This window comes from Streptomyces atratus (genome assembly GCF_900119365.1).
Lineage (GTDB): Bacteria > Actinomycetota > Actinomycetes > Streptomycetales > Streptomycetaceae > Streptomyces > Streptomyces atratus_B.
In genome coordinates, this window is sequence record NZ_FPJO01000048.1 from 1 (window position 1) to 19,791 (window position 19,791).

15 protein-coding genes and 4 pseudogenes are annotated in these 19,791 nt (G+C 68.5%); 13 read left to right on the forward strand and 6 right to left on the reverse strand.

What is annotated here, in order from left to right; all coding sequences use genetic code 11:
* Window positions 1–368: pseudogene (locus BT364_RS36785) on the forward strand (DDE-type integrase/transposase/recombinase); the annotation flags it as partial.
* Between the two features lie 320 nt (window positions 369–688).
* Here BT364_RS36785 and BT364_RS36790 read toward each other — a convergent pair.
* Genes BT364_RS36790 through BT364_RS36805 form a run of 4 tightly spaced genes read right to left on the reverse strand, consistent with a single transcriptional unit; the run spans window position 689 to window position 5,171 of the window.
* On the reverse strand, window positions 689–2,173 hold the full coding sequence (locus tag BT364_RS36790; protein ID WP_072489522.1) for an AMP-binding protein: 1,485 nt from the start codon (window positions 2,171–2,173) through the stop codon (window positions 689–691).
* On the reverse strand, window positions 2,170–3,396 hold the full coding sequence (locus BT364_RS36795; RefSeq protein WP_072489523.1) for a thiolase family protein: 1,227 nt from the start codon (window positions 3,394–3,396) through the stop codon (window positions 2,170–2,172). Before BT364_RS36795 ends, BT364_RS36790 begins: the two co-directional genes overlap by 4 nt.
* Window positions 3,393–4,325, reverse strand: coding sequence for a fumarylacetoacetate hydrolase family protein (locus BT364_RS36800; RefSeq protein WP_072489524.1), 933 nt, complete (start codon window positions 4,323–4,325; stop codon window positions 3,393–3,395). Before BT364_RS36800 ends, BT364_RS36795 begins: the two co-directional genes overlap by 4 nt.
* Window positions 4,326–4,379: 54 nt before the next feature.
* Window positions 4,380–5,171 (reverse strand): cyclase family protein, encoded by a 792-nt coding sequence (locus tag BT364_RS36805; protein WP_072489525.1) that lies wholly within the window; start codon window positions 5,169–5,171, stop codon window positions 4,380–4,382.
* A 140-nt stretch (window positions 5,172–5,311) separates the two neighbouring features.
* Here BT364_RS36805 and BT364_RS36810 point away from each other — a divergent pair, with 140 nt between their 5' ends.
* Together BT364_RS36810 and BT364_RS36815 are read left to right on the forward strand one after the other, a co-directional pair.
* Window positions 5,312–5,920: a TetR/AcrR family transcriptional regulator gene (locus BT364_RS36810; protein ID WP_072489526.1), complete on the forward strand. Its 609-nt coding sequence runs from the start codon at window positions 5,312–5,314 to the stop codon at window positions 5,918–5,920.
* 421 nt (window positions 5,921–6,341) lie between these two features.
* Window positions 6,342–6,602: a helicase associated domain-containing protein gene (locus BT364_RS36815; protein ID WP_072489527.1), complete on the forward strand. Its 261-nt coding sequence runs from the start codon at window positions 6,342–6,344 to the stop codon at window positions 6,600–6,602.
* 11 nt (window positions 6,603–6,613) lie between these two features.
* On the opposite strand, the pseudogene BT364_RS36820 reads toward BT364_RS36815, so the two are convergent.
* Together BT364_RS36820 and BT364_RS36825 are read right to left on the reverse strand one after the other, a co-directional pair.
* Window positions 6,614–6,814, reverse strand: a pseudogene (locus tag BT364_RS36820) (transposase); the annotation flags it as partial.
* Window positions 6,811–7,326, reverse strand: a pseudogene (locus BT364_RS36825) (methyltransferase type 11); the annotation flags it as partial. The pseudogenes BT364_RS36825 and BT364_RS36820, both read right to left, overlap by 4 nt.
* Window positions 7,327–8,469: 1,143 nt before the next feature.
* Between BT364_RS36825 and BT364_RS36835 the strand changes: the two are divergent.
* The 10 genes and pseudogenes from BT364_RS36835 to BT364_RS36880 all read left to right on the forward strand — a co-directional run bounded on the left by BT364_RS36835 (window position 8,470) and on the right by BT364_RS36880 (window position 19,781).
* Window positions 8,470–9,835: pseudogene (locus BT364_RS36835) on the forward strand (IS1380 family transposase).
* A 692-nt stretch (window positions 9,836–10,527) separates the two neighbouring features.
* A complete protein-coding gene (locus BT364_RS36840; RefSeq protein WP_072489528.1) occupies window positions 10,528–11,670 on the forward strand; it encodes a 2-deoxy-scyllo-inosose synthase in 1,143 nt (380 codons plus the stop codon).
* Between the two features lie 79 nt (window positions 11,671–11,749).
* Window positions 11,750–13,033 (forward strand): radical SAM protein, encoded by a 1,284-nt coding sequence (locus BT364_RS36845; protein WP_079179830.1) that lies wholly within the window; start codon window positions 11,750–11,752, stop codon window positions 13,031–13,033.
* Window positions 13,020–14,114 carry a glycosyltransferase family 2 protein gene (locus BT364_RS36850; RefSeq protein WP_072489530.1) on the forward strand — a complete coding sequence of 365 codons (1,095 nt, stop codon included), beginning with the start codon at window positions 13,020–13,022 and terminating at the stop codon, window positions 14,112–14,114. The genes BT364_RS36845 and BT364_RS36850 overlap by 14 nt, the downstream gene beginning before the upstream one ends.
* Entirely contained in the window at window positions 14,111–14,896 is a 786-nt protein-coding gene (locus tag BT364_RS36855; protein ID WP_072489531.1) for a sugar phosphate isomerase/epimerase family protein, read from the forward strand. The genes BT364_RS36850 and BT364_RS36855 overlap by 4 nt, the downstream gene beginning before the upstream one ends.
* Before the next feature lie 19 nt (window positions 14,897–14,915).
* Window positions 14,916–15,899: a Gfo/Idh/MocA family protein gene (locus BT364_RS36860; RefSeq protein WP_072489532.1), complete on the forward strand. Its 984-nt coding sequence runs from the start codon at window positions 14,916–14,918 to the stop codon at window positions 15,897–15,899.
* Complete coding sequence (locus BT364_RS36865; protein ID WP_079179832.1) at window positions 15,896–16,933, forward strand: NAD-dependent epimerase/dehydratase family protein; 1,038 nt, start codon at window positions 15,896–15,898, stop codon at window positions 16,931–16,933. The genes BT364_RS36860 and BT364_RS36865 overlap by 4 nt, the downstream gene beginning before the upstream one ends.
* 40 nt (window positions 16,934–16,973) lie before the next feature.
* Entirely contained in the window at window positions 16,974–17,552 is a 579-nt protein-coding gene (gene rfbC, locus BT364_RS36870) for a dTDP-4-dehydrorhamnose 3,5-epimerase (protein WP_072489543.1), read from the forward strand.
* Window positions 17,542–18,630 (forward strand): NAD-dependent epimerase/dehydratase family protein, encoded by a 1,089-nt coding sequence (locus BT364_RS36875; protein ID WP_072489533.1) that lies wholly within the window; start codon window positions 17,542–17,544, stop codon window positions 18,628–18,630. Before rfbC ends, BT364_RS36875 begins: the two co-directional genes overlap by 11 nt.
* Complete coding sequence (locus tag BT364_RS36880) at window positions 18,630–19,781, forward strand: glycosyltransferase family 2 protein (protein ID WP_072489534.1); 1,152 nt, start codon at window positions 18,630–18,632, stop codon at window positions 19,779–19,781. Before BT364_RS36875 ends, BT364_RS36880 begins: the two co-directional genes overlap by 1 nt.
* Window positions 19,782–19,791: the final 10 nt, after the last annotated feature.

Here is a 19,791-nt window from a genome sequence, read left to right on the forward strand (position 1 = left end):
GCGCTTCTTCCGCCGCCTGCTGAAGACGACCCGCTCAGTGCCACGGGTGATCGTCACCGACAGACTCCGCTCCTACGGCGCGGCCCACCGCGAGGTGATGCCCTCGGTCGAGCACCGCTCCCACAAGGGCCTCAACAACCGGGCCGAGAACAGCCACCAGCCAACCCGACAGCCCGAACGCCGCCATGAAAGGCTTCCGCAGCGTCGGCGGAGCCCAGCGGTTCCTGGCCGCGTTCAGCGGCATCTCACCCCGCTTCCGGCCCCGCCGCCACCTGATGACCACCACCCACTACCGCGCCGAGATGACCACCCGCTTCGCCATCTGGGACCAGATCACCGGCGTCGCCGGCCTGCCTGCCGCGGCCTGATCACGGAGCCGGAACCCGCCCCCTCCACACCCGGCACACCATCAGGCACTCACTCCCTCAACAACGTGACAGCACCTCGCCCAGGCATGGAAGTTGCCCCGCGCGCGTCGCGTCCGCGTGCAGCAGATCGGCGTCGGTCGCGGTATCCCACAAGGGGTGGAACAGGCTTAGCAGGTGCGGGACTTGAGTAATTTCGAGGCGTGGCACGTGCAGCCGGGTCAGTGCCCGTGAGGCCGGCGCGGGAGCACGCGCCAGGGTGCGCTCGGCGCCGGCCGTGTGTCATCTGAGGAGGTGGGTCGGTTTGCGCGCCCGAGCCCCGTTCAGGGCTGGTTGCGGAGTTTCTTCTTGTCGATCTTGCCAAGGGCGGTGAGGGGCAGCGAATCGGCGAGATGGAGCATTTTCGGGGCCCAGAGTGCGCCCTTGCGGGCGCGGACGTGGTCCGTCAGATCGGCTGGGGTGGCCTGCTGTCCGGGGCGCAGGACCACGGTGGCGGTGACGGCTTCGCCCCAGTGCGGGTCGGGGGTGCCGTAGACGGCGCTGGCGGCGACGGCCGGGTGTGTGGCGAGGGCGTCCTCGACCTCGCGCGGGTAGACGTTGAATCCGCCGGTGATGATGGTGTCCTTGATCCGGTCGATGATTGTGATCAGGCCGGTGTCGTCCTGGCGGGCGACATCGCCGGTGTGCAGCCAGCCTCCGTCGAGCGCGATTGCGGTCTGTTCGGGCTTGTTCCAGTAGCCGTCCATCACGAGCGGTCCTCGGACGCACAGCTCGCCGGGCTCGCCTGCCGGTACGTGCCGGCCGTGCAGGTCGAGCAGGGCGATCTCCACGCCGGGCATCGGCCGGCCGCAGCTGCCCAGGACGTGCGGGTCGTCGCGGTGCTGGGCCGGGTCCAGGACGGTCAGGGCATTGGGGGCCTCGGCCTGGCCGTAGTGCTGGCTGAGCACGGGGCCGAGGAGCCGGTGCGCCTGGGCGAGCCGGGCGGGGTCGGCGGGTGCGGCACCGTAGAGGACCCAGTTCAGCCCCGACATGTCGGCTGCGAGGAGGCGGGGGTTGTCGAGCAGGGCGTACAGCATCGTGGGAACGACGAACGTGGCGCTCACGCCGTCGCGTTCGATCGCGTCGATGACGTGGTCCGGGTCGAAGGAGGGGTGGAGCTCGAAGCCGGCGCCGTGGAGCAGGCCGGGGGCGACGAGGAGCCCGGCGGCGTGCGACATGGGGGTGGTGATCAGGAAGTGGGTGTCCGGCGGCCAGGCCCAGGTGGAGCAGGCCCAGGCGTTGGCGAGCAGTGAGCGGTCGTGCAGCATCACGCCCTTGGGTTCACCGGTCGTGCCGCCGGTGTAGAAGAGGTAGAGCGCGGGGCCGCGCGGGTCATTCGGACCAGGGGGTGTGTCGGCGGCGAGGCGGTCGAGTTCGGCGAGGGAGATCGCCTTGGTGCCGTCGGGGCGGGCGCGGGCGGCGAAGCGGGTGTCGTCCACGACCAGGCAGTCGGACACACTGTCGCGCAGGACGGTCCGGTCCGTGTCCGCAGTGGCCAGCGGATGCAGGGCGGTGTAGCGCAGTCCGGCCAGGCAGGCGGCGGCCATGACGGTGAACGCCTGCGGGTTCGGGCCGCACAGCAGGGCGAGCCCGTTGCCGGGCATGAGGCCCAGTCGTCCGAACGCGGCCGCGGTGCGTTCGATCCGTTCCGCGGTCTCACCGTAGGTCCAGGTGTGCTTTGTCCCGTCGTCGCCGGTGAAGCGGAAGGCGGTGCGCTCGGGCCGCCGGCGCAGCGCCGACAGGATCAGGTCCGCGTAGCCGGGCGTCATCGGGTCCTCCCCAGGATGGTCACGGCGGCCACCGCCTCCTCGATTCCGTAGAGGCCGCCGCCGTTCTCGGCGATGGCGATGTGCGCGTCGGGGACCTGGCGCTCGCCCGCCCGGCCGCGCAGCTGCGAGACCAGTTCGAAGACCTGCGCCAGTCCGGTGGCGGAAACCGGGTGGCCGCGCGATTCGAGTCCTCCGGACGGGTTCACCGGAACGGTGCCACCGAGCGCGCCGGCGCCCGAGGCCGACCACGGGCCGCCGTCGCCGATCGGACAGAATCCCAGGTTCTCCACCTGCTGGATCTCGCCGAAGGCAGTGGCGTCATGGACCTCCGCCACGTCGACGTCCTGCGGACCGATGCCGGCCTTCTCGTAGGCGGCGAGCGCGGCCCGGCGGCCGATGTGCCGCCCGGCGTCGTCCGCCGCCCGGTCGGTGCCCGACAACAGGACACTGCTCAGTACCGCCACGGCCGACTCGTCACGGGTGAAGTCGGAGCATGTCACGACGACGGCGGCGGCCCCGTCGCTGACCGGTGAGCACATCGGCACCGTCAGCGGCCACGCCACCCGCCGCGCCGCCAGGATCTCCTGCGCGGTGAACGCTCGACGGAAGTGGGCCCGGGGGTTGTGGACGGAGTGGGCGTGGTTCTTCGCCGAGACCGCGGCCAGGTGGGCTTCGGTGGTTCCGAAGCGCTGCATGTGGGCGCGGGCCAGGGAGGCATAGATCTCCGTGAACACCGACCGGTCGCCATCCGCGGACAATTCGGGCGGCAGAGGTTCGGTCAGGGCGGCGAGCGCGGCCAGGGTCTCCTCGCGGTGGGCGATGTCCATGGCCCCGTCGAACACCGCCAGCCCCTGGGCGGGATCGGCGCAGACGAGTTTGTCCACGCCGACGGCCAGGGCGACGTCCGACAGGCCCGCCCGTACGTGGGCGATCGCCAGCCACAGGGCCGTGGCGCCGCCCGCGCAGGCGTTCTCCACATTCACCACGGGTACCCCGGCGAACCCGTGCGGGCGCAGGGCGACCTGGCCGGGGATCATGTGCTGGCCGTCGATCGCCTTCTGGCTGACCGTGGCGTGGAAGACTGCGCCGACGTCGGCCGGGGTGAGTCCGGCGTCGCGCAGCGCCTCGTGCGCGGCCTGGCCGACGAGGTCGCCGGCACCGCGGTCGAGGTGGCGGCCGAAGGGGGTGGCGCCGACGCCGAGGATGAGTGCTTCGCGGTTCATGACACCACCCGGTTGCGCAGCACGCCCAGGCCGGAGACTTCGAGTTCCACGGTGTCGCCCGGTTCCAGGAAGCGGCCGTGCTCCAGCCCGCAGCCGGTGGGCACGGTGCCCGAGCACAGGACCTCTCCGGCGTGCAGCCGGGTCGACTGGGAGGCGAAGGCGATCATGTCGGCGAAGGTGTGGTGCATGTCGGCGGATGTGCCCCGGCTGGCCTCCTCACCGTTGATGCGGGCGGTCATCGTGAGCCGGTACGGGTCGCCGAGCTCGTCGGCGGTGACGATCCACGGGCCCAGGACGTTCGAGTCGGTGAAGTCCTTGCTCTTGCTCAGGCCCAGCCCGGTGGCGATCTCCTCCAGCTGGGTGTCGCGGGCGCTGAAGTCGTTGAAGATCGTGTAGCCGAAGATGTACGACGGGGCGTCCGCCGTGGGGATGTCCGTGCCGTCGCGGCCCAGCACGCAGGCGAATTCCAGCTCGTAGTCCCGCACCGAGGAGTACGCGGGCCAGTGGATGTCGCTGTCGTGGCCGGTCACGGAGAGCCGGTTGGTCACGTAGTACAGAGGGCGTTCGAGCATGATGGCGGGCAGTTCGACCTGGTCGGCCGGGATGCCCTGGATCCGGGAGCGGGCGTTGCGGAAGTGGTCCATGAAACTGCCGAAGTCCCGGATCTGTACGGGCCTGGGCAGCGGGGAGAGCCAGCGCAAATCGGATGCGGCGACGACCGCTTCGGGCGGGGCCTGTGCGGCGAGCCGCTCCAGGGTCTGCCGCACGGGTTCGCCGCCGTCGATGATCGTCTGCATGGTGGTCAGCGCTGGGGCGTGCTCGCCGGTCACCAGGCGGTGGGCGCGGTCGAGCAGCAGCAGGCGCTCGCCCTGGTCGAGTACGAGCGCGGTCCGCTCGGCGCGGTCGTGCTCCACGGTTGCGAGTTTCATGGTCGGTTCCTCTCCTCAGCAGGGTGCAGGGGTCGGTCTGCGGGGATCGGGGGGTCAGACGAAGGCCACGACGCGGGCCGGGGCGGCGCTCGCGCGGGCGATCTTGATCGGGAAGAACGCCACCCGGAACCCCGACGGGGGCAGCGCGGCAAGGTTCGTCAGCTGCTGGACGATGAAGACCTCCCGCTCGCGGCCGGCCCGGTGGCCATCCCACAGCACGGAGTTGTCGCCGCTGTCGCGGAACTTGCGCGCCATCACTGGGAAGCTCAGGTCCCAGCCCGCGGCGTCGGTGCCCAGGACCTTGGCCCCGAGGTCGGCCAGGAACAACGTCGACTCGCGGCTCATGCCCGGGTAGCGGAAGAACTCAGGGTCGGACAGCCCGTAGCGCTCCTGGCCGGTGCGCAGCAGGACCGCTCCGCCGGCCGGTACCGGGGCGCCGTTGTCGGCGAGGGCGGACTCCAGCGCCTCGACTGTGATCGGGGCGTCCGGTTCGCACCGGTCGCGCAGGTCCAGCACGAGCGCCTCGCACCACAGCTCGTCCAGGGCGATGTCGGTGATGGTGCGGGCGGGCCTGCCTTCGCAGGTCGAGCCGTAGTGCAGCGGGGCGTCGACGTGGGTGCCGAGGTGGGAGTTGAAGTCGGTGAGCAGTTCCGCGCCCCAGCCCTCGCCGTCGGGCAGGTCCTCGACGCTGCAGTGCATGGCGGCGGCGAACTGCTCTCGGCCCTCGCCCGTCGGGTGCGCGTAGGCCACGGCCGGCGCGATCACCGGGGCGAGCGGGCGCAGCTGCTCGGGGAGCCGCTCGCGGTCGGCGGGGTCCAGCGTCCTGGTGAGGTCGATCAGTTCCATGACGAACCCTCCTTAGTTGTTGGACGCTCAGCATAGAATTGGACCGACAGCATAGGCAAGAGCTCGCCGGCCCGGCGCTGCTCGGCCGGCGTGACAGAATCGGCCGTGTCAGGCCGCCGCAACGTTGGGAAGGACACCGCGTGGGTGCGACCCGCAAGCAGGAGATCTCCGCCGAGACCCAGCGCCGGCTGGTGGCCGCCGCGTGGGAACTCGCCGCCGAGGGCGGGTCCGCCGCGGCGTCCGTCCAGGCCGTGGCGGAGCGCTCCGGCATCAGCCGGGGCTCCGTGGCCTGGCACTTCGGCTCGAAGGACGGGCTGCTGAAGGCGGTGATCGAGGAAGCGTTCCAATGGGGCACGGACTTCATGCGCGAGCGCCTGGCCGTCGCCGGGCCGGACGCCGGAATCGAGGCGCTGATCGAGGCGAACTTCGCCCTGATGTCCCGGCCCGAGGCGCACATCTTCTCGACACTCCTGATCGAGGCGGTGAGCCGCGAGTCGGCCCTGCGCACGACGTACGCCGAGGAGTACGCCAAGATCCGCGGCCTGTACGCCGACCACCTGCGCTCGACCGGTGCGCACGTCACCGACCCGGAGGCCGTCGCGGCGGCGCTGCTCGGCGGCACCCTGGGAATCAACATCCAGCACCGCCTGGACCCGGCCCTGGACCGCAGACGGGCTGTGACCGCGATGACGGGCATCTACACCGACGCGCTGTCCGGGACCAGACCTGACACCCCGTCCGGTACCTGACCCACACCTGCCTCCGGGACGCGCCGGGCGAGGTCGGGGACCAGGCCCGCGCGGCGAGCGCCCGAGGCTCCAGGCGCAACCGCGCGGCTGCATGGGCGTCTCGCCCCCGGATACCGGTACGGCCGGGGCCTCGGCCGCCGCCGTGTCAGCCCGGCCCGGCTTCGGCCGGCCCCAGCGGCGACGCCGCCGTAGTGCACACCCCTGGCCGGCCGGGACCTTGCCCGCGGAGCATGGCCGGTGACCACCTGCCAGGGCTGGCAGCACTTCGGCACGCGCGCGAACGTCCCGAGCATGTTCACGCCCCCTTGTCCACCGAACTTTGGTGGCGCCTGCAGCGGCGACGAAGCTGCAAACAGGGCCGCAAGAGGCAGCTTGACGCGTTCGCGGTGCGCACTTCCAGATCCCAGGCCGCGCGCGGCCGGTGAAACGGACGCAGGACGATAGGTGGGCCCTCAACCTGGCAGCCGCACGGCAGTTCCACGCTCGTGAGGGGCATCTTCGGGTGCCCCGGAAGCACGTTGAGGAGCTGGAGGCGGTGGAGGTCCCGACAGGCCGTCAGGACGGTGCTGGCGGGCCTGTGGTGGTCAAGCTCGGCACATGGCTGGACAACGTGCGTAAACGGGCGGACAGGCTCAGTGCGGAACGGCGGGCCGAACTCGGCGCCCTCGGCATGCGCTGGTAGCCGTTGTGCCTCACTGTCTGCCAAGGGCCGAACGCCTCGCGGGGCAGAGCTCTCCATGGGAGCCCGGTGCGGTACCGGTAGATGATCCCGTCGATGATGCGACGGTGGTCGGCGAACGGGCGTCCTGTCTTCCCGGCGTTGCAGGGAAGACAGGACGCCAGGCGTGCCCACTGCTCGTCGGTCAGCAGGCGCAGGCGCCCACTCGTGGTCACCGGGGCTGGTAGGCGGTGGCCAGCACAGAGACAGTGACCTGGTCGGGCAGGAGGCCGTCATCGCTCAGGTCTGCACGGTTCACGTGGCGTGCGCTCGGTGTCATCCCCACCAAGTCCAGGGCCTCCAGTCCGACCAGGGCCATGGGGTACTCCACCTGTTCGGTGACAGTGACTGTGAAGTAGGGGTCCAGCGCCCGGTGCAGGCGCTGTTCCTTGGCAGGGTCGATGGTGACCATTGCAGGCACTCGGCCGCGCAGCTCGACCAGGTGTCGATCGGTAGGACGGACCACGATCAGCCGGCCGGCCGGGCGGAGTACCCGGTGAAACTCGGCTGGATTGCGCGGGGCGAACACGTCCAACACCACGTCGGCCACCTCGTCGGCGAGAGGAAATGGGCGAAAGACATCCCAGGTCGCCGCAGCGGCTCGTTCATGGGCTCGGGCTGCCGAGCGCAGCGCGCGCACCGACGTGTCCAGGCCCAGACCTCGGGCGCCGGGCAGATGGTCGAGAACGCGACCCGCTTGTGGTCACCCTCCCAACACGCATTCCGGCACGTCGGCGGACGCTTCCCGTACACGTCGTACCCACGGCGCGCGGCCTCACCCGACCGCAGCCCGGCCCGCTCCCCCGCCGAGAGCTCCTGGCGCACCGCACGCTGCAACGACCGCAGCGACGGCACAGCGCTCACGCCTCCAGCGGCGGCTGCCTCGGCAGCCAACTCGCGGTGCACCGCAGCGACGTTCCCACCCCACACCGCCAGCCGTTCCCGCAGGTCACCCGTCACCAACACCCTCGGCCGCGCGACCGAGGTAAGCCGTCCCTCCGCCCGGGCCACCGCCAGCCAGTTCCAGCCCGTCCGCAGTGAAACACCCAGCCCCTGCGCAACAGCACGGACATGCGCTGTCGTCAGCTCCCCGCGGCCATCCAGCGCCATCAGCCGGCCCATCGCCGTCTCACGCCCTACAGCCCGCGGCATCATCCCGTCCGGCATCCCCACCCCCGACCCGCCCGAACAACTCCAGGCAGACAGCTATCCCCGCCGCTGGTCCACCATTCCGACCCGCCGTACAGCCCCACACGAACGGCTGAACCACGCACCGTTCCCGCCACGGACCACAAGCCGCCCCGCTACGCCCACAAGACACCACTCACGCCGCTTACAAAGGCGACATCAAACAGCACCGGGAAACGACACCAGACTTCACCACGAAAACGACACCCACCAACACTCCCCAACCACCCAAAACCCCAGCCCACACCCCCTACCAAGCAATGAAGACCCACGACGTCACACCACTGAAAAAAAACCCGCGACGCCCATCAGCTTGGATTGTCTGAAGCGGTCGAGGAGAGGATGTTCTGGTGACGCTGAAGGAGTTGTTTCCGCATCAGATGAGGCGGTCGACGCGATTCTGAGGGCGCTTCAGACGCCTGCGAGACGGACACTTGCCGGCCGAGGGGTTGCGGACCCAGGTCATCGCCGCGACCGGCTCCGGGAAGACCCTGATCGCCGTCACGGCCGCCGAGAAACTAGCCTCGGGCTTTCATGCGGCTGGTTGTCCGATGCATGATCGGAAACGCGAAGAGTGCTCCTGACCTGCAACGATGGGACTTGTCTAGGGTCCGGGTCGTCGCATGAAAGAAGCACTCCTCAGGTGAAGAAGCGTAACGGGTCCTATCCGCGTGTCCGCATCGAGGGCGGTGGCCGGGCGGTGGCCTCCCAGGCCGGAGGGGTGCTGCTGGTCGAGACGGTCCGCAAGGCGGGCCTGGACACCGCGATATCGGCGGCGCTGGCGCCGTGGCGGCGGCCTCGGGCGGTGCATGATCCGGGGAAGGTCCTGCTGGACGTGGCCCTGGCGGTCGCGTTGGGCGGGGACTGCCTGGCGGATGTCGGCATGCTGCGGGCCGAGCCGGCTGTGTTCGGGCCGGTGGCCTCCGACCCGACGGTCTCCCGTCTCGTCGACACCCTCGCCGCCTCCGGGGAGAAGGATCCGGTCGGCGCGGGCCGAAGCCCGCGCCCGCGTTTGGAAGTTGGCCGGCGCCGGGGCGCCCGATGCCGGCGGGACGGTGACCGTGGACCTCGACGGGGTGCTGGCTCTCGCGCACTCCGAGAAGGAGGACGCGGCCCCGACGTGGAAGCGGACCTACGGGCACCACCCGCTGACGGGGTTCGTCGACCACGGGCCGGGCGGCACGGGTGAGCCGGTCGCGGCCCTGCTCGGGCCGGGCAACGCGGGCTCGAACACGGCGGCCGACCACATCACCACCGCCACGCTGGCCCTGGCCCAGCTGCCGAAGAAGTACCGGAGCGGGCGCCGGACCCTGATCCGCACCGACTCCGCCGGCGGCACCCACGCCTTCGTCGCCTGGCTCGCCCAGCGGGGCCGATGGCTGTCCTACTCGGTCGGCATGACCGTCACCGAGCAGATCCACAGCCATGTCCTGAAGGTCCCGGCCTCCGCCTGGACGCCGGCCGTTGAGACCGGCGGCGAGATCCGTGACGGCGCCTGGGTCGCCGAACTCACCGGTGACGTCCTTCACGGATGGCCGAAGGGGATGCGGCTGATCGTCCGGAAGGAACGACCGCACCCCGGAGCCCAGTTGAGGATTACGGACGCGGACGGCATGCGGCTGACGTGCTTCGCCACCAACACCACCAGCCTCCCGATCGCTGAACTCGAGCTCCGTCACCGGCTGCGGGCCCGGGCCGAGGACCGCAGCCGGGGCGCCCGCGCCACCGGCCTGCGCAACCTGCCCCTGCACCGCACCGCGCAGAACCGGATCTGGCTGGAGATCGTGCAGCTGGCTCTCGACCTGCTGGCCTGGATGCCGATGCTCGCCCTGACCGGCACAGCCCGCCTCTGGGAACCCCGCCGCCTGCGGCTCCGCCTGTTCACCGCGGCCGGACAACTCGTCACCACCGGCCGCCGCCGGATCCTCCGCCTCGCCCGGCACTGGCCCTGGACCCACGTGATCACCGACGCACTCGAACGGCTCGCACTCCTGCCGAACCTCGGCTGACCAGCAACTTTCCCGTCCCTACGACAGCAACCCGACACTGGAGCAGTGGAACCCGGCGCCACCCCGAGACGACACTCGGGCCCTCAGCCTGCCCACCTTCAGCCCACGGCACGAAAACGGCCCACCGACTCCGTCGGCGGACCGTCACGAAACTTCGAGGCTAACGTCGTGAAGGCAGTCCTCGTCCTTCACGCGCCAGCGTGAGGTTGAAGAGGCTCCTTGGTCTTTTCGCGCCGGGGCGTTCTGGGCGCCGCCTCTACTCGCTTGATCTCGCACGCGTCCCACCCGGCATGGACATTTCAGCCCCCGAGTCGTGGGTGAAAATCCCCGGAAGGCGGTGCGGTGTCCGACTGTGTCCGTCAAGGCGATCGGCGTCGGATGGTTGCAGAATGAGAAATGTGCGAATCGGTCATTCTTCCCTTGGTGCCACCAAGGTGACTTTCGGGGTATTTAGCGTATGGTCAATCTTCCCTTGCACCGAGTTCACTTCTATACCTAAGATCAATTCCTCAACTGAAAGCGCATACATCGCGGCTCTCCTTCTACTCGGACTCGCGTCTTGATGGTGACCTGCGGGGTCTGGCGTGGCACCCCCGGGTAATCACCCGTGCCGTAACGCAAGACCCCCACTTGGATTTGACCTGAAACCTGCGAGCTTCGTGGCACGCCCACACTTGAAAGCTTAGTTACACATGCATATTTCCTTGCCTTCTTCGGGCTATCTCATTGATCGAGAAATCCGATTCGGGGACGTCTCCTATCGGTATCTACTGACCTCCGGAGGTCAGTCGCGCATCGGTGAAGCCTTGAGTGAATTGAAGGCCGACCGTTTCTGTGTCGTTGTGGATTCAGGTGTTCCGGATTGGATCGTCAAGCGGTCTGTCGGTGCTTTCGAGGCTGTGGCGCCCGTCGTCCTCTTGCGCGTGGAAGCAAAAGAAGGGCTGAAGTCCGTGGCGACCCTCGCGGAACTCGCGGATGCGGCTGTGGGGAGTGGTATAACTCGTCGCTCCTGCGTCGTGGCGGTGGGAGGCGGACTGGTGGGAAACGTCGCGGGGCTGCTCGCTTCGCTTCTTTTCCGTGGGATAAGACTCGTTCATGTCCCGACCACTCTGCTGGCGGCGTCCGACTCGACGCTGTCGCTCAAGCAGGCGGTCAATGGCGGGTCGGTGAAGAACATTCTGGGCAGCTACTATGCGCCCGAGCTGGTCTGGGCCGACCTTGAGGTGCTCGGCGAGCTGCCGGCCGAGCAGGTGCGTGCCGCACTGTGCGAGGCGGCCAAGAACGTTCTGGCCATCGTGCCGGACCGATTCGACGAGTTCTTGCGCATCGCGCGAAGGGAAGCCGACTATACGGCCTCAGAACTCGCCTGGATCATCGATCTGTGCATCTCCGCGAAAACGCAGGTGATGTCACGGGACCCAAAGGAGCGGGGCACTGGCCTTGTCCTTGAGTACGGGCACACCGTCGGGCACGGGATAGAGCTCGAGTCGGGTGGAGCCATTTCTCATGGTCCTGCCATTGCTTTGGGGATGTTGGTGGCCGCCGAGGTGTCCAAATCGCTTGGCTTGTTGAGCGAGGGCGATGTTCGTAAGCACTGGGAAATCCTTTCGAATGTCGGTGTGCCCTGTCGAATTCCGGATGGCATCTCTCGGTCTGCGCTCATGGGTCGGGTGAGGCTCGACAATAAGCGTGGGTACCTCGAACCTCTGTCGGGTGTGAATATGGAGATGGTTGTTCTGCAGACGCTCGGGCGACCGGTGATGACGGAGGGAATCCCGCTGACACCCGTACCACATGAGGTGATTGAGGCGGGCATCGAAGCGGTGTGCCGATAGCTGACTCTGGGGATGTTCAGAGTTACTGGAGAATTCCGACGAAATCAGCCCAACTGAAGTGACTGAGAGGTGCGTGGGCATGCGAAGTGACAGTCGTCTCTACGAGATAGGCGTTGAGCCTTTCGAGTTGACTGAACGTCGTCGAATCAATCAAGAACTGAACATCGCTGAGCATCGCGACGGCGCTTCCGAACTCAAGAGCATGCCGTTGGTGCTTTTCATCGAACTGACTCAGAACTGCAATCTGAGCTGCCCGATGTGCAGATTCGGAAGCAAGTACACCACCGAATGGAACATGTCGGAGGAGATGTACGAGAAGCTCGCCGACGAGCTGTTTCCGACAGCGCATGTCGTGGACCTGCGTGGCTGGGGCGAGAGCACGATGCTGCCCGGCTTCGGCCGATTCGTCGAACTGTCGCTGCGGCACCGGGTTCAACTACGACTGGTGACCAACGGGATGGTCAATCGACGCCCGGTCTGGGACATGATGATGCGGGCCCATGCCGCGATCAACATCTCCTGCGACGCGGCCGACCCCGAGTTGTTCAAGAAGCTCAGGGCAGGTGGCACGGTCGAGCGTCTCGCGAACACCACGCGCAGCCTGGTCGAGGCCCGGGACAAGCACGGAGCTCCGCGCGACAGCGTCAAGTTCATCACCACGGTGAGCCGTGACAACCTGCAAGACCTGGTCAATGTCGTGGAACTGGCGGCTCGGCTCGATGTGGAGCGGGTGATCCTCCATCCTCTGGTGACTCACCTGGACGATTCCTCGGGTCTTCATCACGACCTCGACGGCACGGCGGAGGCGTACACCGCGGCCGCGGAGCGCGGACGCCGGGAGGGCGTGGTGGTCCAGCTCGACGCGGCCCCGGATCCTGCGCTCGCCCTGCCCGACATGGTGCGTCGGCCGGCCTGTATGCATCCCTGGAGCTACGCGTACGTGCGTTACAACGGCGGCGTCGGCTTCTGCGACCACATGCTCGGAGACGATCAGTACACCTTGGGCTCGCTTCAGCACTCGTCCTTCCAGGAGATCTGGAACGGCGCGGACTGGGTCGGCATCCGCAGGGCGCACCTCACCGGGGACATCCCGGATCGTTTCTCCCCCTGCCGCTGGACGTACGGACAGCGTTACATCGACTTCGAACACACCGTTCACCCCGACAGGGCGGCGGGCATGGTCAGCACGGAGACGCACGACACGCTGATCCAGCGTCGTGACCCGAAGCTGTTCCCCCCTGTTCCGTGGAGCCCTGATCTGGCGGGCGATCCGGCCCCTGCCACGGGTGGTGACCCCTACATTCCCGTCGAGTACCTGGGTACACGACTTCGGGCGATGGAGCAGAGCGATGCGCAGCGGTGAGGACGTGACCGCCGAGGGCGTCAGCGTCGTCACCCCCTCATGGAACAACCCGGCGAACGTGGGGCGATTCCTCACCGCGATGGGCACGGCGTGCAAGACCGTCGACGCGCCCACCGAGATCATCGTCGTCGACGACAGCGTGCCGGCGCGGGCCGTGGAGATCCGCGAACTGTGCGACGCACACGATGCCCACTACGTCCGGGGTCCGCGGGCGGTCGGTGCGAAACGCAATCGTGGCGCGCGGCAGGCGCGGTACAGCGTCTTGTTGTTCGTCGACTCCGACTGCATCGCCACCGAGCGCCTGGTGGCCGAGCATCTGCGTTCGCATCGCGAGGCGGACGGCGGCATCGGCGCGGTGGCGGGCCCGGTCACCGTACGGGACGGCGGGACGGACCTGGCGAGTCAGGTCGCCAGACGAGCGATGCATGCCAATCCGCCCTTCGAGTGGGGCGCCACTCACCAGGTGCTCGAGTGGGCACCCACGGCCAATGTGTCGGTATCCGCCGAGGCCTTTCACGCGGTCGGAGGTTTCGACGAACACCCCTTCACCGTCAACGGCGGCGAGGACGTCGATCTCGGGGTGCGGCTCACGGCCGCCGGTCGGCCCGTCGTGGGCAACGCGCGAGCGCGCGTGAACCACGGCACCGAGCCGGAGAGCATCAGGTCCCTGTTCAAGAAGGTGCATCGCTACGGTCGCGCGGACGTGTTCCTGCGCACCAGGCACGCTGAGCGAAGCGAACCGCACTGGAACCGGACGACCGTGGCCGTGACGGCGGGCCTGGCCGGTCTGGCCGTCGGCCGCGCGACCGGGTGCCGTGCGATCGCCCTCGCGGCTCCCGCCGTCGCCGTCGCGCTCCTGGGCTCCCAGCGGCTTCGCGCACGGCCGGACGGAACCGCCGACGGACTTCCGGCTCGGCTTGTCGCGCGCGTGGTGGACGCGTCGTTCGACGTCGGCACGTTCAGCGAAGCGCTGCGCCGCGGCAGTCCCCGTCTGCTTCTCGGCAGATTCCCTTACTACACGGACGAACACTTCAGGAAAACACCACAGGAAGAGCCGCGACGCCAGGAGGGCCCAGCGTGAAACACCCGTCGAAGACCGCGGTCCAGTTGGGCATCTACGGATACGGCCCCTTCGGGCATCTGCCGGAGCAGGATCTCGCGTCCGTACTGGGAGTGGTGCGCGCGACCGGCTACGACGGCGCCGAGATCATGACCAATGTGCTGCCGCAGGGAGCGGAGCGCATTCGGCGCGTCTTCTCGGACGAAGGACTGACGGTCGCCGGACTGCACGTCTTCTCCGAGGACCTGGAGGGTCCGGGCCGCACCGAGTCACTGCTGGACGTCATGGACGCCATCGGCTGCATCCGCCTGCTCGTCAGCTCCACCGTCGACCGTGAGGCCGCCACGTACCTGGGCCTCGCGCAGTTGCTCAACGAGACCGGTGCCGCCGGCTCGGAGCGCGGGACAGAGGTCTACTACCACCCGCACGACGCCGAATACCACGAACTCTCGGGCGCTGTCGGGCGGCGGGGGGTGGACGTCCTCGCCGGGGAGACCGAACCGAGTCTTGTGAAGTTCAACATCGATACCTATTGGGCCTATCGGGGCGGCGCGGATCCCGCGCGGACAGTTCGCGAGTTCGCGGAACGCTGCGACTACTACCACATCAAGGACGGTGTGGCGGATCAGAACTGCCCGCTGGAACAGGGCGAGGTGCGGATCGGCGACTGCCTCGACGCCGTGCGGGAGTACGCCCCGCGAACCGACTGGGTGGTGTACGAGGACGCCCACCCGAAGCTGCCCGCGGAGCAGCTCTGCGCCATCGCGCGGGACTGTTTCGTGCGCCATGGATTCGGGTGCTGACGAAGAAAGGGAGCCTTCGATGAAGGTGGTCAAGTGGGGCGTGCTGAGCACGGCCCGCATCGGGGTCGAGCACGTGATACCGGCGATCCGGGCGATCCCGGGCTGTGAAGTGTCCGCCATCGCGAGCCGGGACGGCCGACGGGCGGAGCAGGCGGCGGCTGATCTCGCCATTCCACGGGCTTTCGGCAGCTATGAGGAACTACTCGACGACGACACGATCGACTGTGTCTACATCCCACTGCCCAACGCGCTCCACGCCGACTGGGCTGTCCGGGCCCTGGAGCGCGGTCGGGCCGTACTCGTGGAGAAGCCCCTGGCCTGCGGCGGGGACGACGCGCGGAGGATGGCCGAGGCCGCAGGGCGCAGTGGAGCGCTCCTCGCGGAGGCGTTCATGTACCGCTACCACGAGCAGTTCAAGCGGGTCCTGCGGTACGTCGAGGACGGAACGCTCGGCCGGGTGCGAGTGGTGCGCGGGGCCATCAACTTCCGCCTCGACGACGGCCCGGACATCCGGCTGCGGGGAGAGCTGGGCGGCGGGGCCCTGTTGGACGTCGGGTGCTACCCCCTCGACGCCATGTGCCTTCTGTTCGGCAGCGCGCCCACGCGGGTGCAGGCCACGGGAACGCGTCGCGGAGACGTCGACGACATGTGTGCCGGGCTCCTCGAATTCGAGGGCGGCGGCATCGGCCTGGTCGACTGCAACTTCGAACTCCCCTGGCTCCAGGCTCCGCTGGAGGTCGTCGGCGAGCACGGCACCGTCCGCCTGGAGAACGCCTACAACCCCGGCGCCGGGGACTGCCGAGGAACTCTCCTGGTCGAGGGGCGCGAACCCGAGAGCTTTGTCGTCCCCGGAATGAACATGTATGGCGCGCTGGTCTCCTCGTTCGCCGACAGTGTGCGCACCGGCAGCCGCCCCGAGTACTCCGTCGAGGCGTCCCTCGCCACAGCCCACGCCATTGATCTCATGCGCGGAGCCCTCCCTCTGACGGCTGGCGCCTCATGACCCGGGGACTGCGCGTACTCGTGACCGGATGCCAGGGATATGTCGGCTCCGTGCTGGTGCCGGAACTCACTCGACGTGGCCATGAAGTCACGGGCGTGGACATCGGCTACTTCCGTACGCCCGAGGCACGGCAGCCGGAGAGCAGAACGCGGTCCGTGGACATTCGTGATCTCGAGAGAGCGGACCTCGCCGGTGTGGACGCGGTGATCCATCTCGCATCCATCTCGAACGACCCTATGTCGCACTCGCACGTCGAGGCGACCCGGCAGATCAACCACGAAGCCACCGTCCGCCTGGCGCAACTGTCCCGCACGGCAGGTGTGAACCGGTTCGTCTTCGCCTCCACCTGCAGTGTCTACGGCGCGAGCGCGACCTCGCTCGAAGTCGACGAGCAGGGTCTCACCGACCCGCTGACGCCGTACGCGGAGACCAAACTCCTGGCGGAGCGGCAGCTGGTCGACCTGGCCGAGGACCGCTTCACGCCGGTGGTGCTGCGCTTCGCGACCGCCTACGGCCCGTCGCCGATGCTCAGGACGGACATCGTCGTCAACTCCCTGGTGGCCCAGGGCCTGAGCACCAGGCAGGTGCGCCTGGAGAGCGCCGGCCTTGCCTGGCGTCCCCTGATCCACGTACGCGACATGGCGCGCACAGCGATCGCGGTTCTCGAGGCTCCGGCGGACCAGGTCAGGGGCGAGACCTTCAACGCGGGCCCTCCTGGCGGCAACTACCAGGTCATCGACATCGCTCGTGCCGTCGCGGCCGCGATTCCGGGGGCCGAGGTCTCGCGCCCCGAGGGCGCTCAGGTGGACAACCGCACCTACCGGGTGGGCTTCGCGAAGCTGGAGACCCACTTCCCGGACCTCACAGCAGGCATGTACCGCCTGGAGGCCGGTGTCAAGGACACCGTGGCAGCCCTGACACGTGACCGGCTCGCCCACGGAGATCAGTGGCTCACCTCCCGTTTCGTGCGGCTGGCCCGGCTCAGAGAGTTGGTGGACGGCGGCCGGCTCACGGCCGACCTCCGCATCCGCTAGTGGCGAACGGCCGTGCCCCGCAAACCTTTTGGAGAAGTTCATGCTCATCGAGAAATCGCGGATCCTCGGCCTTCGGCTGGTGACCCCACGCCCCATCAGGGACGAACGCGGCTGGTTCATGCGCACATACAGCGCGGACGAGCACGGCAGCGCAGACATGCCCGTCGAGTCGTTTGTCCAGGAGAACCAGTCGCGGTCCCGCAAGGGCACCATCAGGGGTCTGCACACACGTTGCGAACTGCGCGAGGCCAAGCTGGTGCGTGTGCCGCACGGTCGCATCTTCGACGTGGTCGTGGACCTGCGCCCGACCTCATCCACCTTCCTGCAGTGGGAGTCCTTCGTTCTGGACGACGAGGAACACAGACAACTCCTGGTCCCAGCCGGCTGCGGGCACGGCTTCCAGGCACTGTCGGACGAGGCGACGGTGTGTTACAAGGTGGACGCACCGTACGATCCCGCGCTGGACGTCGCCGTGGCCTGGAACGACCCCGAACTCGCGATCAACTGGCCGCTTGCCGACCCGCTGGTCTCGGCACGTGACCAGGCGGCCCCGGCTCTGGCCGAGGTGAAGAACCGACTGGGCGACTGGTTCGGAAAGTACTCGGTCCATGCCGGATGAACCGCTGTCCGGCTACCGAGGACGTCGTGTCCTGATCACAGGACACAACGGGTTCGTCGGCAGCTGGACGACCCGTCGGCTGGGCGGCCTGGGGGCCGAGGTCTTCGGATTCAGCAGGTCCGGTCGGCAGCCTCACGCGCCGATGAGCGAGGGCGTGAGCGTCACGTTCGGCGATGTTTCGAATCGTGCCACCGTGTTCGAGGCCATGGAACGGTACCGACCGGACATCGTTCTGCATCTCGCGGCGCAGCCCCTGGTGTCCGAGGCCGTAGCCGACCCCGGCACCACTGTCCGTGCCAACACCCTGGGAACAGCCCATGTGCTGGAGGCGGCGGTCCGCACCGCGACCGTACGGTCGGTCGTCCTCATGGGCACACCTGGGGAGCCCGATCAGGGTGTCGAGGATGCTCTGGACCCCTATACGGCTTCGAAGAGCGCCGGTGCCGCGCTCGCGGCGGGCTTCGCGCATCAGGCCACGCAGCGAGCGGCGGGGCGGCGGAGCGCACTGCACGTTCGCGTAGTGCGCCCCGGGGTGATTCTCGGCGGCGATCTGACGCCGGGAAGGCTGTTGCCGGGCGTGATCGACGCGCTGAACAGCGGGTCCCCCGTGCGGATCCGTCGCCCCGGTGATCGGCGACCGTGGCAGCACGTACTGGACGTCGCCCAGGCGGTCCTCAGCGCAGGGCTGGCCGCAGCTGGGGCGCCGTCCTCGGCACCGTCGTTCGAGATCCGGAATCTCACTCAGAAGTCCTCATTGGCCACCGTGCAGCACCTGGTCAGCACGTTCCTCCGGCACTGGGGCAAGCCGGAATGGCCCATGGAGATCCCCGTCGAGGACCAGCTTGCGGGAGTCACTGATCCTCCTGCCGGTTCTGCTGCCCCGTCGTCCCAGGGCGGTCCGGTGTGGGACCTGGATGGCACGGTCGCCGCCGCGGCCTGGTGGTACCGCGCGGTCCAGGAGGACCCGACGGCTCGCGCGCGGGCGACCGACCGTCAGATCCACCTCTACGCGAGCGACCTGCGACGCCTCGCGGCGTCCCGCGCGGCCGCGAGCACTGAACTCAGGAAGGAGCCCTGATGGGCGGGGCACCCGGACAGGCCGCGGCCCAACGGCCCGACGGCATATCGATCGTCGTCCCGACCCTGGAGCGGGTCGAACTGGTCGCTGACCTGCTGCGCTCGTGCGTAGTGGCCGGTGCGCGCATCGACCGTAAGTGGGAGGTGATCATTGTCGACTCCTCCCCCGAGGAGCCCGCGGCGCGAATTCGGGCCCTGTGCGACCAGCACGGTGCCAGGTTCGTGACGGGGCCGTGGCGCGCCGGCTCCAAGCGCAACTTGGGGGCCCGGTTGGCGGCCTACGACGTCGTGCTCTTCGTGGACTCGGACTGCGCGGCCCAGCCGGACCTCTTCGCCGAACATCTGCGGGTGTACGACGAGCAGTCCCCGGACGTCGTCGCGGTCGCGGGCCTGACCGAGATGGAAGGGGAGGAAGGGTTCCTGTGGCGCGTACTCAGCCGATCGCGTGAGCACAACATCCCCTTCTCATGGCCGCGCTACTTCGCCACGATGCACTGGGCCACGACGTCCAACTTCTCCGTGCGGCGCGCAAAGTTCGCCGCGATCGGCGGCTTCGACGAGGAGACCTGGACAGTCACGGGGTGCGAGGACGTCGACCTGGGTGTACGCCTGTGGCAGGCTCAGGGACGCATCGTCTCGAACGATCGCGCGATCGTGCATCACACCCGTGGCGAGGTGACCCATCCCTTCCAGGTCATGCGCAAGCTCTCGCGGCATGGCCAGGCCGACGTCTGGCTGAGCAGCAAGTTCGCCCATCACACCGAACTCCGGGCCAACCCCGTGGTGATCGGCGTCCTGGCCATACTCGTGGGAGCGGCGCTCTCCCTGTGCACCCTGAGCCCGACCCCGGTTCTGCTGGGCCTGGCGGTCGTCCCACTGATGTGGATCGTGACCCTGTGCGGCCGACTGCATCGCTGGACCGGACCCCATCGGCATCTGGAGCCGCTGACCGTGTTCATCGACTGGGCGCTGGACTACGGGATCGCGAAAGCGGCGATTCAGCGCCGCTGCTACCGCATGGCCATGCGGCGATTCCGGTACTACGACCCCCAGCATTTTCACCTCAAGCCAGGCATCGACCGGGTTCCCGACTGTGTGTTCCATGCCTACGGCGCGGCCCTGGACTCCTCTCGTTCCTCGGCCGCGTCATGAAGGAGAACTG

What these genes read in the sequence shown, in the direction of transcription:
- BT364_RS36790 (WP_072489522.1), bottom strand. Translation starts at nt 2,173, where the DNA reads ATGACGCCCGGCTACGCGGACCTGATCCTGTCGGCGCTGCGCCGGCGG.
- BT364_RS36795 (WP_072489523.1), bottom strand. Translation starts at nt 3,396, where the DNA reads ATGAACCGCGAAGCACTCATCCTCGGCGTCGGCGCCACCCCCTTCGGC.
- BT364_RS36800 (WP_072489524.1), bottom strand. Translation starts at nt 4,325, where the DNA reads ATGAAACTCGCAACCGTGGAGCACGACCGCGCCGAGCGGACCGCGCTC.
- BT364_RS36805 (WP_072489525.1), bottom strand. Translation starts at nt 5,171, where the DNA reads ATGGAACTGATCGACCTCACCAGGACGCTGGACCCCGCCGACCGCGAG.
- BT364_RS36840 (WP_072489528.1), top strand. Translation starts at nt 10,528, where the DNA reads ATGCATATTTCCTTGCCTTCTTCGGGCTATCTCATTGATCGAGAAATC.
- BT364_RS36845 (WP_079179830.1), top strand. Translation starts at nt 11,750, where the DNA reads ATGCGAAGTGACAGTCGTCTCTACGAGATAGGCGTTGAGCCTTTCGAG.
- BT364_RS36850 (WP_072489530.1), top strand. Translation starts at nt 13,020, where the DNA reads ATGCGCAGCGGTGAGGACGTGACCGCCGAGGGCGTCAGCGTCGTCACC.
- BT364_RS36860 (WP_072489532.1), top strand. Translation starts at nt 14,916, where the DNA reads ATGAAGGTGGTCAAGTGGGGCGTGCTGAGCACGGCCCGCATCGGGGTC.
- BT364_RS36865 (WP_079179832.1), top strand. Translation starts at nt 15,896, where the DNA reads ATGACCCGGGGACTGCGCGTACTCGTGACCGGATGCCAGGGATATGTC.
- rfbC (WP_072489543.1), top strand. Translation starts at nt 16,974, where the DNA reads ATGCTCATCGAGAAATCGCGGATCCTCGGCCTTCGGCTGGTGACCCCA.
- BT364_RS36875 (WP_072489533.1), top strand. Translation starts at nt 17,542, where the DNA reads ATGCCGGATGAACCGCTGTCCGGCTACCGAGGACGTCGTGTCCTGATC.
- BT364_RS36880 (WP_072489534.1), top strand. Translation starts at nt 18,630, where the DNA reads ATGGGCGGGGCACCCGGACAGGCCGCGGCCCAACGGCCCGACGGCATA.